This is a genomic window from Limosilactobacillus albertensis (genome assembly GCF_014145555.1).
GTDB classification, from domain to species: domain Bacteria; phylum Bacillota; class Bacilli; order Lactobacillales; family Lactobacillaceae; genus Limosilactobacillus; species Limosilactobacillus albertensis.
Window position 1 is genome coordinate 43,321 of record NZ_JACIVD010000048.1, and the last position, 16,837, is coordinate 60,157.

Annotated in this window: 20 protein-coding genes; 18 read left to right on the top strand and 2 right to left on the bottom strand. The window is 37.9% G+C overall.

The genetic code is table 11. From position 1 onward, the window contains the following. The first annotated feature begins 1 nt into the window (after position 1). From H5S41_RS02055 to H5S41_RS02065, 3 genes are read left to right on the top strand one after another with little or no spacing between them, the layout of a single operon-like run. Complete coding sequence (locus tag H5S41_RS02055) at positions 2 to 1,912, top strand: ABC-F family ATP-binding cassette domain-containing protein (RefSeq protein ID WP_182602004.1); 1,911 nt, start codon at positions 2 to 4, stop codon at positions 1,910 to 1,912. A 19-nt stretch (positions 1,913 to 1,931) separates the two neighbouring features. Then, positions 1,932 to 2,894, top strand: a complete 963-nt coding sequence (locus tag H5S41_RS02060; RefSeq protein ID WP_182602006.1) for a thymidylate synthase — start codon at positions 1,932 to 1,934, stop codon at positions 2,892 to 2,894. 12 nt (positions 2,895 to 2,906) lie between these two features. Further along, entirely contained in the window at positions 2,907 to 3,404 is a 498-nt protein-coding gene (locus H5S41_RS02065) for a dihydrofolate reductase (protein ID WP_182602008.1), read from the top strand. Here the strand turns inward: H5S41_RS02065 and trhA are convergent. After that, complete coding sequence (gene trhA, locus H5S41_RS02070) at positions 3,384 to 4,028, bottom strand: PAQR family membrane homeostasis protein TrhA (RefSeq protein ID WP_182599087.1); 645 nt, start codon at positions 4,026 to 4,028, stop codon at positions 3,384 to 3,386. The genes H5S41_RS02065 and trhA overlap by 21 nt on opposite strands. A gap of 178 nt (positions 4,029 to 4,206) precedes the next feature. Here trhA and fakB point away from each other — a divergent pair, with 178 nt between their 5' ends. The 7 genes from fakB to dprA all read left to right on the top strand — a co-directional run bounded on the left by fakB (position 4,207) and on the right by dprA (position 9,362). Next, positions 4,207 to 5,049, top strand: a complete 843-nt coding sequence (gene fakB, locus H5S41_RS02075) for a fatty acid kinase binding subunit FakB (protein ID WP_182602011.1) — start codon at positions 4,207 to 4,209, stop codon at positions 5,047 to 5,049. A 104-nt stretch (positions 5,050 to 5,153) separates the two neighbouring features. Beyond that, positions 5,154 to 6,077: an SGNH/GDSL hydrolase family protein gene (locus H5S41_RS02080; protein WP_182602013.1), complete on the top strand. Its 924-nt coding sequence runs from the start codon at positions 5,154 to 5,156 to the stop codon at positions 6,075 to 6,077. Positions 6,078 to 6,079: 2 nt separating this feature from the next. Further along, positions 6,080 to 6,682 carry a YpmS family protein gene (locus tag H5S41_RS02085; RefSeq protein ID WP_182602015.1) on the top strand — a complete coding sequence of 201 codons (603 nt, stop codon included), beginning with the start codon at positions 6,080 to 6,082 and terminating at the stop codon, positions 6,680 to 6,682. Positions 6,683 to 6,700: 18 nt separating this feature from the next. Next, positions 6,701 to 6,925, top strand: a complete 225-nt coding sequence (locus H5S41_RS02090) for a YozE family protein (protein ID WP_153709702.1) — start codon at positions 6,701 to 6,703, stop codon at positions 6,923 to 6,925. 13 nt (positions 6,926 to 6,938) lie between these two features. Then, positions 6,939 to 7,811 carry a ribosome biogenesis GTPase YlqF gene (gene ylqF, locus H5S41_RS02095; RefSeq protein WP_182602017.1) on the top strand — a complete coding sequence of 291 codons (873 nt, stop codon included), beginning with the start codon at positions 6,939 to 6,941 and terminating at the stop codon, positions 7,809 to 7,811. Then, positions 7,804 to 8,574, top strand: a complete 771-nt coding sequence (gene rnhB, locus H5S41_RS02100; protein ID WP_182602019.1) for a ribonuclease HII — start codon at positions 7,804 to 7,806, stop codon at positions 8,572 to 8,574. Before ylqF ends, rnhB begins: the two co-directional genes overlap by 8 nt. 50 nt (positions 8,575 to 8,624) lie before the next feature. Beyond that, the gene (gene dprA, locus H5S41_RS02105; RefSeq protein ID WP_182602027.1) at positions 8,625 to 9,362 is read left to right on the top strand and encodes a DNA-processing protein DprA; all 738 of its coding nucleotides are present in this window, start codon (positions 8,625 to 8,627) and stop codon (positions 9,360 to 9,362) included. Positions 9,363 to 9,533: 171 nt separating this feature from the next. On the opposite strand, the gene H5S41_RS02110 is transcribed toward dprA, so the two are convergent. After that, positions 9,534 to 10,643, bottom strand: coding sequence for a tyrosine-type recombinase/integrase (locus H5S41_RS02110; protein ID WP_182602029.1), 1,110 nt, complete (start codon positions 10,641 to 10,643; stop codon positions 9,534 to 9,536). A gap of 173 nt (positions 10,644 to 10,816) precedes the next feature. Between H5S41_RS02110 and H5S41_RS02115 the strand changes: the two genes are divergently transcribed. The 8 genes from H5S41_RS02115 (at position 10,817) to H5S41_RS02150 (ending at position 16,826) form a co-directional block, all read left to right on the top strand. Then, positions 10,817 to 11,158, top strand: a complete 342-nt coding sequence (locus tag H5S41_RS02115) for a hypothetical protein (RefSeq protein ID WP_182602031.1) — start codon at positions 10,817 to 10,819, stop codon at positions 11,156 to 11,158. A gap of 395 nt (positions 11,159 to 11,553) precedes the next feature. After that, positions 11,554 to 12,168: a hypothetical protein gene (locus H5S41_RS02120; protein ID WP_182602033.1), complete on the top strand. Its 615-nt coding sequence runs from the start codon at positions 11,554 to 11,556 to the stop codon at positions 12,166 to 12,168. A gap of 3 nt (positions 12,169 to 12,171) precedes the next feature. Further along, entirely contained in the window at positions 12,172 to 12,354 is a 183-nt protein-coding gene (locus H5S41_RS02125) for a hypothetical protein (RefSeq protein WP_182602035.1), read from the top strand. A gap of 149 nt (positions 12,355 to 12,503) precedes the next feature. Then, on the top strand, positions 12,504 to 12,812 hold the full coding sequence (locus tag H5S41_RS02130) for a hypothetical protein (RefSeq protein ID WP_182602037.1): 309 nt from the start codon (positions 12,504 to 12,506) through the stop codon (positions 12,810 to 12,812). A gap of 25 nt (positions 12,813 to 12,837) precedes the next feature. After that, positions 12,838 to 13,641, top strand: a complete 804-nt coding sequence (locus H5S41_RS02135; protein WP_182602039.1) for a hypothetical protein — start codon at positions 12,838 to 12,840, stop codon at positions 13,639 to 13,641. Positions 13,642 to 13,826: 185 nt separating this feature from the next. Further along, a complete protein-coding gene (locus tag H5S41_RS02140) occupies positions 13,827 to 14,000 on the top strand; it encodes a hypothetical protein (RefSeq protein WP_182602041.1) in 174 nt (57 codons plus the stop codon). A 23-nt stretch (positions 14,001 to 14,023) separates the two neighbouring features. Beyond that, positions 14,024 to 14,233, top strand: a complete 210-nt coding sequence (locus H5S41_RS02145) for a hypothetical protein (protein ID WP_182602043.1) — start codon at positions 14,024 to 14,026, stop codon at positions 14,231 to 14,233. Between the two features lie 256 nt (positions 14,234 to 14,489). Then, on the top strand, positions 14,490 to 16,826 hold the full coding sequence (locus tag H5S41_RS02150; protein WP_182602045.1) for a DNA primase family protein: 2,337 nt from the start codon (positions 14,490 to 14,492) through the stop codon (positions 16,824 to 16,826). Positions 16,827 to 16,837: the final 11 nt, after the last annotated feature.

Genomic DNA, 16,837 nt, shown 5'->3' on the forward strand with positions numbered 1-16,837 from the left:
TATGCAGACGATGCGTGCTGAAGGGCTTACGAGTACCTATGGGGAAAAGACATTATTTGACAATATCTCATTTATTATTAACGAAAATGATCGAATAGGATTAATTGGTGTTAACGGGAGCGGGAAAACAAGCCTGTTAAATGTAATTAGCGGTGAAGTAAATCCAGAAGGCGGCGGTCAAATTACTAAGCCGAATGACTATTCGATCGGTTACTTAAAACAGCAACCCGAGTTAGATGAAAGCAAAACAATAATGGAAGCCGTTTTTGAAGGTAAGCAGCCGGTTTTTGAAACGATTCGGCAATATGAATTAGCACTTGACCGTTTTACAAAGCATCCAGAAGATTCACAGGCAATTGACCGTTATACAAAAATGCAGGCAAGAATGGATCAAGAAGATGCATGGGAAGCAGATAGTCGGGTAAAAACAATTCTTACCCAGTTAAAAATAAAAGATGTTAGTCAAAAAATTGCTCAACTTTCAGGGGGACAGAAAAAAAGGGTTGGATTGGCACAAGTATTAATTCAGCAACCTGACTTATTACTGCTTGATGAGCCAACTAACCACCTTGACCTTGATTCTGTTGTTTGGTTGCAAGACTTTCTGCGTAGTTATAAAGGCGCAGTTCTTGTTGTAACTCATGACCGTTATTTCCTTGACCAGATTACCAATCATATTTGGGAATTATCGTTTGGTAAACTTTATCATTGTGAGGGTAATTATCAAGATTTTGTTGAGAAAAAGGCTGAACGAGTTGAGTTAGCCAAAGATACTGAAAGAAAAAATCAACAGCTTTATAAAAAAGAACTGGCATGGATGCGGACAGGTGCAAAGGCGCGATCAACTAAGCAAAAGGGACGAATTAATCGTTTCCATGAACTTGAAGGTAAAATTGGTAACCTTAAAACTGATGAAGATATTGCAATCAACCTTGGGTCCCAACGATTGGGAAAAGATGTCATTCAGTTTAAAGATGCTAATTTAAGATTTGATGATCACCAAATTTTGCAGGACTTTGATTGGTTAGTACAAGCTGGTGACAGGATCGGAATTACTGGTGAAAATGGTGCTGGGAAGACAAGTCTATTAAATGTGATTGCCCAGCGGGTTCCATTAGATAGCGGGATTTTAAAAATTGGTGAAACTGTTAAATTGGGTTACTATACTCAGCAAACAGAAGGAATTGATAATGACAAGCGGATGATTAGCTTTTTATCTGAAATTGCAGATAATGTTACCGATAAAGACGGTAATAAACTTAGTGTTACGCAATTGCTAGAGCGGTTTTTATTCCCTCGTTTTATGCATGGAACATTAATTAGAAAGCTTTCCGGGGGTGAAAAACGTCGATTATATCTTTTGAAGATTTTAATGCAACAACCTAATGTCTTATTACTAGACGAACCGACAAATGACCTTGATATTGGCACCTTAACCGTCTTAGAAGATTACTTAGATAACTTTGCTGGAACTGTCATTACAGTTTCTCATGATCGTTACTTTTTAGATAAAGTTGCAGATGATTTATTAGTCTTTCATGGGAATGGTGATATAGAACGTTATACCGGTCGTTTTACGGATTATTTAGCGGCCAAAAGAGATCAAGCAGCACAGGCTAAAGAAGATAAAAAAGATCAAAAAATAACCGCTAAAAAGCAAACTGCAAAGCAAAAGCCGGCAAAAAAAGAAAAAACAAAACTTACTTATGCAGAGCAGCTTGAATGGGATCATATTGACGAAGAGTTAGATAAACTCGATCAAGAACATCAACAATTAGAAAGTAAAATGGCTGAAGCAGCAAGCGATTATGCTAAGCTAGCAAAATTACAAAAACAATTAAATGAAGTTCAGAAAAAAATTGATGAAAAGACTGCTCGTTGGGAATACTTGAGTACATACGTTGACGAGTAGAAGAAAAGGAGAATCGGGAATGGCAGCAAATGTGAATGAACAACAGTATTTAGACCTTATTCGTTACGTTCTTGCTAATGGACACCAAAAAGACGATCGTACAGGAACAGGCACTAAGTCTATTTTTGGTTACCAAATGCGCTTTGACTTAAGTAAAGGATTTCCAATCTTAACTACAAAAAAAGTGCCATTTGGTTTAATCAAGAGTGAACTTTTATGGTTCTTACGAGGAGATACCAATATTCGTTTCTTGCTTCAACATAAAAACCATATTTGGGATGAATGGGCGTTTAAGAAGTGGGTAGAAAGTGATGAATACCAGGGACCGGATATGACTGATTTTGGTCATCGCTGGCTTCGGGATCCAGAATTTAAAAAGGCTTATCTTCAGGAAAAGAAGGACTTTTGTCAGCGCATTTTAGAAGATGATAAATTTGCCCAAAAATATGGGGACCTTGGACTTGTCTATGGAAGCCAATGGCGCAAATGGAAGACCAGTCAAGGTGATACAGTTGATCAGATTGCTAACGTTATTCACCAAATTAAAACGACGCCTGATTCACGGCGGATGATTGTTTCTGCCTGGAATCCAGAAGATGTTCCATCAATGGCGCTCCCACCATGTCATACGATGTTTCAATTTTATGTAAATGATGGCAAATTAAGCTGTCAATTATATCAACGAAGCGCTGATATCTTTTTAGGAGTGCCATTTAATATTGCAAGTTATGCTTTATTGACGCATATGATTGCTCATCAATGCGGGCTAGAACCTGGCGAGTTTGTTCATACGCTTGGGGATGCTCACATTTACCTAAACCACCTTGATCAGGTTAAGGAACAGTTAACTAGGACACCGCATGAGGCACCTAAGTTAATCTTACCTGCTGAACCTAAGCCAATTGATCAATATGAAATGAGTGATATTAAATTAGAAGGGTATACTCATGAGCCAGCAATTAAAGCTCCAGTAGCGGTTTAAGAGGATAATATGATGACGAAATTAAATTTAATTTGGGCTGAAGATTTAAATGGTTGGATTGGAAAAAATAATACAATTCCATGGCATGTTTCGGCTGATATGAAACATTTTCGTAAACAGACGATGGGGCATCCAATTATAATGGGGCGAAAAACATTTGCGTCCTTAGGGAATAAGCCCTTACCGAAACGGAAGAATATCGTTATTACTAGTCAGAAAATAAATGTTCCTGATGTTGTTGCCATCCATTCTCTAGACGAATTAAAGAAATATTTAATAGAATATCCAGCTGAATATTTTGTAATTGGTGGTGCAACTATTTATCAGCAATTATTGCCGTTAGCAACTAAATTGACGCGGACGGTCATAAATACTGATATTGCTGGTGATACAAAAATGCCAACGATCGATTATGACCGTTGGCACTTAGTTAACGAGAATGAACATGTTGAAGAGGGACAAGTTATTTGTCGTTTTGAGAAATGGCATTTAAACGTAGAGAAGGATTGAAAAGTACATTAATATTGTTCCGATTAAAACAAATATATGCCAGATTAAATGGGTATATGCTGTAGGACGACTATAAAATAGTGCACCTACAGTAAATGCTAGTCCTCCAAGTAATAGCAACCCAAATCCAACTGGTCCCAGAGCATGCCACAATGGTGCAAATGCTACTAAGCATAGCCACCCCATTAAAATATAAATAATAGTTGAATATTTGCTTTTATGCTTAAGCCAGATAGCTTTGTAGACGATTCCGATAATTGATAATCCCCAAATGACTCCAAAGATTGTCCAGCCTAACCAACCACGGATACTTACTAAACAATAAGGAGTATATGTAGCAGCAATAAGGACAAAGATCATCGAGTGGTCTAAAATCTGAAAAACATGCTTGGCACGAGTAAATATCAATGCATGGAATAGAGTTGAGGAGAGGTAGAACAGAATTAGCGCACTTCCATAAATTGTGAAAGTTACAATTCGCATTGGACTGCCGGTATGAACTGCTCGAACGATTAACAGTATTAAGCCGGCAATGGATAAGCCAGCGCCAATTCCATGTGTAATAGCATTACCAATTTCAATAAGCAGAGTACGATGATCCTTTACTTTATTTTGTGTATTCATCAAAAGACCCCTTTCTAAAGACCAATGAATTCTTAAATTATTTTTGGTATACTATATGAATAGTAATTAATCCTACAAAATTAAATAAAATCTAGTATAATAGTACTTGAAATGAATTATCTAGTTTTGAATACTAGATAATTATAGCACAAATTGTTCAGGAAGAGTGGTAAGTTTCATGTCAAAGATAAAAATTGTTTGTGATTCGTCAGCAGGTTTAACTGATGAAGAAATTAAAAAATATAACATTACAATTGTACCATTAAGTGTAATGATTGACGGGACGGTATATGTTGAGCGTGAAACGATTACAAATGACCAGTTCCCTGCAATGATGAAAAATGCTAACTCGTTGCCTAAGACATCCCAACCACCAATTGGTAAGTTTGTCGATGCATTCGATAAGCTAGGTGAAGATGGCAGCGAAGTATTGTGTGTTACAATGATGGAATCAATTAGCGGGACAGTCCATGCGGCAGAACAGGCTGCTGGTATGACTAAAACTAAGGTTACCGTATACGATTCACAAACAACGGATCAGGGAATGGCCTTTCAGATTGTTGAAGCCGCTAAAGTAATTGAAGATGGCGGCAGTATTGAGGATGCAATTTCAAAGATGAAGGATGTCCTTGCAAAGTCAAAGTTGTATTTAGCAATTGATAATCTTGATAATTTAGTTGCTGGTGGGCGAATTAGTAAATTTGCCGGTGCGGTTTCTAATTTGCTTAATATCAAAGTGATGTTGCAAGTATATGGGGGACAAATCCATATTGAAGCTAAGGGACGCGGTCTTAAGTCGATCCATAAAGAATGGGGAAAGATTTTAGATGAGATGGCGCGCGGACCTAAAGTAAAACGGATTGGTATTTCACATGTTGATGCGGGCAAAGAAGTGGATCGCTTATTAGCAAACTTAAAAGAACTTTATCCTAACATTAATGTTGTTGTTCGTGAGACCGTACCAATTATTGCAACTCATACGGGAATTGGTGCTTGCTGTTTATTGTATTATACAGAATAGGTTAAACAAAGATTATCCTGATAAAATAAAGTGGAGGCTGAGAAAAAATGAAAATTTTTTCCCAGCCTCCGTCTCTTAAATATGAAATAAAGGAGTAAAAATAGATGAAAAAATGGATTAAGTGGCTCCTTTTGATTTTGGTAATTATTGGTGTTGGCGGAGGTGGCTGGTATGTTGTTCATGCGCCAAAATCGTCGTCTAATAGTTCTGAAATTAAGACGCCGAAGTATGTTGAAAAGAAGAATGTTAAAGTAGTTGCATTGGGTGATTCCCTTACTCATGGTGAAGGTGATGAAACTAATAATGGTGGTTATGTTGGTATCATCAAAAATAAAATTGAACATCGGTATCGGCAAACCCAAGTCACTACCGTCAATTATGGAGTAACGGGTGACCGTTCAGACCAGATTCTTGATCGCTTAACTCAGCAGACACAATTACGAAAAGATTTACAGGATGCTGATGTAATTACAATGACAGTTGGTGGAAATGATTTGATGCAGATCCTCGAAAAAAATGTCATGGGTTCTGAAAGTCAAGTAACGAGTAGTGTTGAACGTGGTGAAAAGGTTTATCAGCAAAAACTTAATAAACTATTCGGGGCGGTACGAAAAGAAAATCCGCGAGCACCGATTTTTGTGATGAGTATTTATAACCCGTTTTACACATATTTTCCTGATGTGACAATCATTAATCAATCAATTGACAAGTGGAACCAAACGACAAAATCTGCAATGAATAATTATAAATCGATGTATTTTGTAAATATCAATAAGCTAATGTCGTATGGTCAATATCAAACAAAAAGTCAACAACAGCAGCTAATAAAAGAAGAGGAAAAGGCAAACCAAGGTCAAGTAAGTCAAAAACGTGTTATCGCAATCATGAATCACAAAGATAAGAATTTAAACAAATATATTTCAACTGAAGACAATTTTCACCCTAACCATGCTGGATATGTAAAAATTGCGGATCAGTTGTTTAAGTCAATGGAAAAACATGATAGTTGGGAATTTACACGGAGGTAACAATGAAAAAAGTTAGTGGCAAAAATATTAATTGGTGGAAATGGGCATTCTTTTGTTTGGTAGCGGTAATAATAGTTAGTTGTGGGGTGGTGCTAAATAAAGCAACCGCACCGGCACCTGAGACAGAAGTTACTAAACCGATTAAACCCAGCGACTCTTCTGTTACTGTTGAACTAAATCGAAAACAAGTTAATGCTCTTGCAGCAAATTATTTAAATGAATTCTTGAAAGGGCAGAAAGTTCGTTATGATTTCATTGTTGGAGATAAGTATGCCACTCTGACAGGGAACACCAAATTTCTTGGTGCTAGTGTTCGTTTTGCAATTAATTTTATTCCAGAACGTTTGTCAGATGGGAATGTCTTATTACGTGCTAAGGGATTATCAGTTGGGCAATTAAACATTCCGATAAAATTTGTGATGGGCTATATTGCTAAAAATTATGATATTCCTAAATGGGTGAAGATCAATCCACAAAAGAAGACCGTTTTATTAGATCTTAATCGTTATAGCAAGCACCGTTCCTTGAAGTATTCGGCCCAAGAGATAAATATGAAAGAAGGCCAATTCAAGTTCTTGATTACTGTACCAACTAATAATAAATAATGATAGGAGGAAGTTTTAATGCGGATGAGTTTTTACCAGTTCTTGATGACGCAAAGAAATCCAAATAGTGCTGATGAAGTTCAACAATTTGCTAATAACGCGTTTTTTGATACTGCTTTTCCTAAACATTCAACGGATTTCGACGAGATTTCGCAATATTTAGAAGAAAATGCTGATTATTTGCCATCAATGACAATTTTTGATGAAGCATGGCAAAGGTACCTTGATGTCGTAGCTAATTAGGGAGGAATTTTAAATGGCAACAATACAATGGTTTCCAGGACACATGGCCAAAGCTTTGCGTCAAATTCGTGAGCAAATGCCGTTAGTTGATATTTTATTTGAATTGGTTGATGCACGGGTTCCTTATTCATCACAAAACCCCGAAGTAGCATTAGCAGCAGGAGATAAACCGAAGCTCCTGATTATGACTAAAACCGACTTAGCCGACCGCCAGCGGTTAAATGAATGGATTGAATATTTTAAAAATCATGATCAACCAGTCTTAGCTTTAGATTCGCGCCAAAATAATGTTGCAAAAATTGTGACAGCAAAAAGCAAAGAAATTTTGCAGGATAAACTAGCAGAAGAACAAGCTAAGGGAATGAAGAAAAGACCAATTCGTGCGATGTGTGTAGGTGTCCCGAATGTTGGAAAATCAACGCTATTAAATCATTTAGTAAAGAAAAATGTGGCCGCCACTGGTAACCGTCCAGGAGTAACTACCGGGCAGCAATGGCTTCGTTCTTCAGCAGAATTGGAGTTGCTAGATACACCAGGAGTATTATGGCATAAATTTGCTACTCCTAAGCAAGGAACCATGCTAGCTTTAACAGGGGCAATTAAGGACAGTTTATACGCTAAGGATGATGTGGCATTATTTGCCCTTGATTATTTACGTCAGCATCAGCCAGAAATGCTAAAACAGCGTTACCATTTAACAGATGATGATTTGGCTGAAAATATTTCAAATCCAGATTTACTTTTAACAATTACAGCTAAAATGGGCTTTCGTGATGATTATGATCGCGCTAGTGAACGCTTAATTTTCGATTTACGAAAAAATAAACTTGGTCCGATTACACTTGAAGTGCCTGCTGACCTTAATGAGGATGGGCTAAATGAGTAAAGAAACGATTAGTCAAATTAAAGAACATCTACAAAAAATTAATCAGCTTGATGATCCATACATTCAGTTAATAAGCGCTGATTCACGAAAAGGCGTTCAAACGGCAATTGGGCAATTTAAACGCCGCATAATACGGCAACAAGAGGCGCGGGCAGCTTTTAAAAACCGCTTTAAATATGAAAATCATTATTGGCAAAGTGGCTGTAAATATGTTGCAGGGATGGATGAAGTCGGTCGTGGTCCTTTAGCTGGCCCTGTTGTAACCTGTGCAGTAATTTTGAATGCCGATTTTAACTTAGTAGGGGTTACGGATTCAAAACAATTAACGCGTCATGAACGTGAAAACTTATATTTAAAGATCGTTGATGAAGCTGAAGAGGTGAGCATCGCGGTCAATGATGCTCCGGTGATTGATAAGTTAAATATTTATGCGGCAACCCAGGATGCGATGATTCGAGCGGTTAACCAGCTTCACCATCGTCCGGATCATTTAATTGTCGACGCTGTCCCGCTTAAAATTAATATTCCACAAACGACCCTAATTAAAGGTGATCAAAAGAGTATTAGTGTTGCAGCCGCAAGTATTGTTGCTAAAGAATATCGTGATCATTTAATGCGTGACTATGATTATGTTTATCCTGGATATGGTTTTGCCCAAAACATGGGATATGGGACAAAAGAACATTTAATGGGGCTTGAAAGCTTAGGTGCAACACCTATTCACCGTCGTTCATTTAATCCTGTTCCGAAGTATTTAAAATAAAAAGTGCATTTTCAAAAAGCTTCCGTATATAAATAATAGGAGGCTTTTTTATGTTACAGGTAAGAGATTTTTTATTGCGACTGAGTTTGTGTCGCGGCGTTGGCTTAGTTTCAAAGTATCGCTTGTGGGAGTGTGCACAGCAAACACGGTGCTTTAATAATATAGACTATTTAATTGATCATGCTAATGTGAGTTTGCGGAGTGCTACAGCTTTGAAAAATAATTGGGGAAGTGCAGAGCTTGATGATGCGGTTGCAGCCAATGGTCAAATAGCGTTTATTACGATTGCTGATCCTTTGTATCCATTGGGGCTAAAAGAGACATATTGTCCGCCGTTAGTCCTTTTTTATCGTGGTAATTTGGGCTTACTTCATCAACCATCAATTGGGGTCGTTGGGACAAGGCAAATTACAAATTATGGACAGAGTGCCCTTCGTGGATTGCTCCCGCCGTTGATTAAACGCCAAATCGTAATTGTAAGTGGGTTAGCCCAAGGCGTTGATGGTTTTAGTCACGAACTAGCATTAAAGTATCGTGGACAGACCATTGGGGTGATTGGTTGTGGGATTGATCAGGCATATCCTAAAAGCCACTATTCCCTGCAAGAAGAAGTGGCTAAGTGCGGACTTTTACTTTCGGAATACGGTCTAGGTGAACCACCGTTGCCCTACCACTTCCCAGAGCGAAATAGAATTATTGCTGGTTTGAGTGAGGTTGTTTTAGTCGTAGAGGCAAAAAAGAGAAGCGGTAGCCTAATCACGGCTAATATAGCTCTGTATATTGCATAATAAATTTGTGAATTGTAGTTAATATAAGACAATTATAAACGTTGATATAACAACGTTTGTTGAGCGTTGATAATATAAAATCAGTATACATTTTGTGAATAATTATTAGGTAATGCAGACAAAAGCAGAAGAAAACAGAAGACTGAGACACAAATGAGACACGAGACACAACTACAGATTATTTAGAACATTGAGAATCTTCTTGTTCTCTTCGTCTTCTTTTTCTGTCAACAGGTAAGAGTAAATCTGTAGAGTTGTCCTAATGTTATTATGCCCTAGTCTTCGTGAAATAGCGTATATATCAACGCCCTTCGACAATAACAAGGCAACATGAGAGTGACGGAACGAGTGAAAATGGAAATTCTTATTGTTGATACCCAACTTTTTTAACATTCTGTGAGTATAACGAGAAGCTGAGCTAGTGCTAACAGGCTTGTTTCGTTGAGTATAAAACACAAGAACATCCCCGTCGCATCGTAACTTTTTCATGTCGTTGATTAAATATGCCGGGACTGGAATATCACGGACTGAGTTGTCTGTTTTTGTGTCTCTAAATTTTGGCGTTGGGTCTTTCCTACTTCGTGTATCAATTTGACGTGTAATATGCAATATATTGTTCTTATCATCCACACTGTCCCATGTTAATCCTGCTAATTCTCCTAAGCGAGCTCCACTCAATATGGCGGCCTCGATTAGGCAAGCAGTTCCAACAGCACCTGGCTTGTGTTCTCTCCTCCTTGCATGATAATTGCGACAATATTTCAGTACCGCCTTAATTTGCTTTAGATTTAGGTATTCTACCTTACGAGCTTTCTGTCCTCCAGCATGAACCATCGCCGATGGATTTCGGTTTATATATCCTTGTTGAACGGCGTATTCCAAAACCTGCGTACAACACTGATTTATCAGCTCAACTGAACTGTGTGACAAATCGTTCAGCGAATTTATAAACTGCTGGTAGTCGTCATTTGTTAATTTTTGGATCATCTTGTCTTTTCCAAAGAAATCGATGATGTGTTGTCTTGCAAAATTCCAACTATTCTGTGTGTTTTCTCTTAAGTGATCTTTTTTATATGTGTTATAGTAATGGTCAAATACCCATAAAAACGTGGTATAAGCCTGGTTCATACCTTGCAAATGTTCAATCTTTTGCTTAGTCCACCAAGATTCAGCGTCACTTTTCCTTGCAAAAGTCTTACTGATTGTATGCTGTTTGTTACTGCTAGGAGTTCTCCAGCGATATCGTGCTTGCCATTTTTTGCCACGTTTGTTTACTTCCATAGTATTCATCCCTTTCATTGGTACTATTATATATAATGTTGTAAAATATAAGAAGCCGGAGTGTTTCCGGCTGTAGTCATAATATTCTATTTTCTGTCTCACCCATAACGTCGGGTAAATTGTTACGAAGAAGTCTGTCTTTCAACAAATATGTTTGAAAGGACTTAATTATAATGACAGAAAAACAGAATATCCAAGAATTAGTAGCAGAACTTGACGAACTTAAAAAGATTGTGATGATCTTAAATGATCACATTATGTCTTTTTCAGAAGCTCGGAAAGCCTTATTTCACGGAAAATCACCTGAATGGATCGAGTACCATATAGTAGATCGGTTCCCAGAGATTAGGACTGATGTTGACCCTGTTAATGGCTGGATAAATCCTCGTATTGGAAAAGGCCACCCACGATACGTTACATCAGTCGTTCGTGCTAAACTTTGGCTAAACGCTAACCGGGCAAAAATTGACTGGCAAGCTCCAGAGCCTAAGACAATCAAGAAAAATGCTGCTTAATTCACACACAAGCCAACCTTTAGCCGGGTTGGTCTTTTCTTTACGTCATAATGTGAAATAATATACAAAGTAAATACAGACAAAAACAGAGAAAACCAGACAAAATATACATGAAAATAATATTAATTTTTTCCTGTTTGATTTAATTTTAAACAGTAAAAGATACCCGATATTGGCACGTGTTTTCGTCCGGTATACGTTGACATTACGGCGTTTTGTAGTTGCATTCGCTAAAATCTGATGTATACTATATATGTAAATTAATTGAGGGGATGATAGATGAAAATGTAAAATAAATGATGTATAAAATAGTAAATATACATAACATAATCTTTTTTAATCGGATATATTGTTAAACAATTCACAAGATAAAAATAGAAAGGACTTAAATTTTTATGACAGAAAATCAAACAGAAATTTTGACAGATGACGAACTTTTAGAACTTGCTAAAGATTTAATTGAAGATCACGACGAGCTCAAGGATGAAAATGTTACGACGGATGATTTAGTAAAGATTCTTGCAAATGTCGATGATGAATTTGTGAAAGCAATGATTAGCAGCAAGTATCAAGTTGTTTACGGAACAGGATTGCTTGTATCTGTTAAGTATCTGTTACGTGATCTTGCAGCTGTATCAATCGCTGAAGAATTGAAGAGCTTGAATTATTCAGAAAACGTGTTGACTGAAGAAATTCTCAATTTTGCAGCAACCAGCGTCAATAGTTATATGCCACGCAAGAACGATCTGAGCGGAATTTACGCGAACATTGAGCATTACAGTGATTTAGTTACAGGCGATTATTGTTCAGTCGTTCAATATGCTTACAAGCAATACCTCAAATCAGGTAACGACGGAGGCATTGAGAAACTTGAATATGCACTCGCTGAAGCACTCAAAGACATTGTTAATAGTAATGGTAGGGAGCTGTTACCAAGCGATCAGATTTATTACGAGGGACTGATTGAAAGACTAAAAGAACGACAAGAAGAAAATGAAGAGGAGGACTAAGACATGGATGCAATCAGTGAACAACTCGAGCAAGAACTTATTGAACGGGACGAGTTGTTGAATCGAGTTGACGATACGACACGAGCTTATCTTCTAAGTTGTGAACAGCGCGACCCACGTTATATCACGCGTATTATCCGTAATCGAGATGATATTCTGTTTGATCAACAACTTCGAGGAGAATAATTAAATGTTTGTTTGATTTCTTTTAAAACAATAGAAGATGAACGTAAGAGGGCGATTAATTCAAACAAAGCATAAAAATAGTGTAAAATTTCTATGATACAATATAATTGTAATAAAGTAAAGGAATAAATGAAAGGATGACATTAATTATGAATAACAAGATTGAAATTGAATTAGAGTTGCTAGCAGTCGCAAAGTTGAACACTTGGTTTACGACTCGCGAAGACGTTCGGAATTTTGTTGATCTGGTAAATCAACGAGATGGCAAGAGTTATCGTGACCGTCTCACTGATTACGTTGAATCAGCAATCAACAGTTACCAAGATTTAACCGATGGTATCAACACAAAGAACATTGTAACCGCCGCAATTGATATTGCTGAAGCTGGTAGTAACAGTGTTCTCAATAATGTTCTAAATCTTCTTGATTTAGAGAACGCTGAACACCATAACAACTAATTAAATAGAAAGGACAGAATTTATTATGGATAAGACTTATTACAACGATTTAGATACTGATACAATTCTTGAAATGATTTCACTCTCACGACAAAATCAACTCAACCGTGACGTTACCTGGTTTGTGGTTGACCACGAGGATCTAACTGTTGACACGGTGACTGATGATACTGTAAGCCATATCGTCAATAAGATGGCTCTGTGGTATAAGGACAGTGACCTCACACGTGAACAGAAAACACGCGTTGCACTGGGCGTTACACGTTGCTACGTTGACTTAATGCAAGTCATGAAGAGCTATTGGCCGTCAGTCTTAAATAATGAGGATGTTATTCAGATCAAATGTATCAATGATTTGACTTCTAACAATCGGCAAGCTGCATACGATGAGTTGACACGATTAATTCAGAACAGTAAGCCATATGAACGACTTGAGAAGAACGTCGGACAATGGTTATTAATGAGTTTTGCATCGATCTTTGTTACAAGTCATCTTGAAAAGTTGAAGAAGATTTGTAAGTATAACCAATATTTCAAAGATAACGACGAGGAGAACCCAGATTTGCGTAAAACTCTTCAGGACGAACCGATGGCCGTTGATGATTTGCTTGATGATCTCCAACCAGATTTTAATAAAGACTTTGACAAGATCGCCAAGGGTGACGTTGACCGGATCAACATTGAGATTAGCGAGATTGAGAATCAGGTCGAAATTTTGGGGATGCTTGACGAAGGTAAATATTCTGATTTAAGTGATGAATACAAGGCGGTATTCCGATATGAGTTGCGGCAACGAGTGCGGTTACTGTATTCACTACGTCGAGATTAGTTAATTTATTAAGAATTTATTAAGACTAAAATTTATGTTATTTGTTCGATTTAGTTTCAAATTATAAAAGATGCACGTGAGAGGATGATCAATTCAGAAGATACACTAAAATTAGGGCAAAACTTCTATGTTATAATAATAATGTAAAGAAATCAATGAAAGATTTAAGAAAAGGACTGATAATTATGTTTAAGTACAATGAAGGTAATGATTTAATCGATTTAATGAGTGTGGCAGACTTTGGGCCAGTCAACGAAGCAAAGGTTGCAAAGATCGATAATACGACCAACACCGATTACTTATATGTAAACGAGCGGGCCGTGCAACGCCGTATGGCTGAAGATCAAGAAGACAACTAATAAGAAAGGGCAAGGTGATACATATGTTTAATTATGGTATTTATACTGACGGAGGATTTACAACTTTTAAGCAGGCAGCCGCTGCTGCTGTTGCTGGTGGATATGTTGACGAATGGCTAGACAGTTTTACAAATTACGATGACTACCAGGAAGCAAGCGATGCCGTAGATGAAGTGAATACAGAATGGTATAACGATGCACACTTGGATGATCTACCAAACGAATACAAGTAATTAAATTAAGTTGATTAGTCACACAGATTTTTTGATAGAGGGAGATGAGTACATGATGCCGGATCGCAATTCTTGCCGGTCAATAAAAAAAGAATTGATCAAGTTAATACCAACTCAACCAATTCAACTCAACCTATAACCAACCACAATATTTAACTTGATTTCACGTCACAAAAAAATATCAGATCGGTTATTTATATTATAACACATAGCCGTTCTGATTGGTTAGATTGATAGAAAGGACGGCTATTTAAAAATGGCTCAAGTAGATACACAAAATATTCTCGATAATGCAGCTAACACTTACACTATCACCGCTAAGTCAACAGCTGGAGAAATCTTTGAAGCTGCACAAGCATTCGTGATGGATCACGCTCATATCAACGCTGGAGCGGCTGATACCAATACTTTACAACAATATCAGCAGTTCATTATGACGCTCCGGGGTGTAACTCCAGAAGCAGAACGCGATATGAAGCAACAAATCGTTAATCCTGTTGACACACGTGTTGGGGATGATGATAAGCTTGATCAGTATTTTGACGATAATAAGAACAACATCAGCCTAAAAATCGGCGGACTTAATACCAGTTGGGAGTACGATTATAAGCAATTTGAGGATCATAACTTTGATCAAATTGGCGCTGCTCAGCGGCTGGCTGACGCTTGCCGTGGACATGTTATGTATGACATTGATCGTGGAAAGTTCGTCGCTTGGAATGGTAAACGTTGGGTATGGTTGAGTAATGACATCAACCAACTCACACAACTCAGCCGTGAAATTCTTGACTTGATGGTTACCGAGGCCGGAGTTAAGGTAGCAGACACAAAAGATACTTTAAGCAAGATTGAAAGTTTACGAACTCAGCCAAAATTAGTGCAGATTATAAAGCTGACACAAACTGAAGATTTATTAGGTACAAGCAACATTCGTTACAATTACCGAAATGATTTAATCAATTGTGAAAACGGCGAGATCAACATTAAGACGGGTGAACTGCTACCACATGACAAAAAGCATATGTTCACACTGATTATTCCGTTTGAATATCATAAAGATGCTCACAGTGATCTTTGGGATCAATTCCTCAACACGACTTTCCAGAACGACCAAAAGATGATCGAATATTTGCAAATTGCGTTGGGAGATTCAAGCCTTTCAGGTGTTAACACCGACCGGCATATGTACGTTGTCTATGGTTCTGGTCACGATGGAAAATCTGTAGCATTGAGTACGGTTCGCCACGTCTTGGGCGGAGATAGCCAAGATGATAGCGGGTTTGCCGATACAGCAGACATTAACAGTTTTCTCAAGAAGCGCACTAATTCAGCTGGTGGTGCATCCCCTGACATGGCGGCTCTCGACGGTAAACGATTCATCACTCCAACGGAACCGGACAATTCCTCAAAACTTGACGAGGGTTTGATCAAAAGCCTCACAGGAAAATCCGACACAATGAAAGTTCGTCAATTGTACAGTACAGCATTTACATTGTATACACAATTCAGTTTATGGATTGCCGCAAACGAAATACCAAAGAGTTCAGCATCCCAGGCTATTATGGATCGTATGGTAATTATTCCGTTCACACACAGAATTAAGCCAAACTCTTCAGAAGACATGCCTAACATTGAATATGAATTATCCAAGAAGAGCAACGCTGAAGGCGTATTAGCTTGGTTAGTTGCTGGATCGGTCAAGGCAAACCAAAAGCGAGCTAAGGCTGCTAAAGAAGCAGCGGCAGCACGTGCAGCAGGTGATACTGACAAAGTTATATATCAAGACCCTCTCATGCCGTATCCTGATTCAGTACAGAAGGCACGCAATCAATACCAATATTCAGCAAATTCAGCTATGCAATTCATCTATGATGTTCTCTATTCAAATGATGAACTTATGAATATTGTTATTCCAATGCTTGAAAACGATAAGCAGAACTATTATTTGAAAAAAGGAGTGACCTCAAGGCTTAAGGGTGATGAAATCGACATGGCCCGTGAAATGTTCGACGAACCGCGTTTAGTTTACGATGAAGACGGCTATATTTCAAAGAATGATTTATATGAGATGTATAAGTCATATTGTAATAGTGAAGGTATCACCAAAGCTATGACAAAGCGGCGTTTCCACGATACCATCGCAACCGTCCTTGCCGAAGGCCGGCAAAAAGGTAGTTATGTATGGTTGGGCGTTTCAGCCATGCCATATTTGAAGCAGGATCGCGGGTTAATGTCTGGATTATACGTGGGTAATCTGACAAATTACCTTAAGCACCTAGCCATGAAGTATGATATTGACAAGTTGTCCTCCTATTCACAAATTAAGGATAATAACTTATTTGTTGCAAATATCGACAACCACACGACCGACGCGGCAAAAGAGCGGATTAAAGAATTTATCGACGTCAACCCGTCATCATTTGGCAACAAGTACCGGACCGACTACAGCAATATTGACTGGCCGAAGTCAAATCAATCAACCACACCAACCAACAGCACGAACAACACAACATCCAACACGCAAAACACCAACCAAACACCAAAGACTGGTAATAAAGAAATTGACGAATTGAATGAACTATTTGACGACTAAGAGATTAAAAG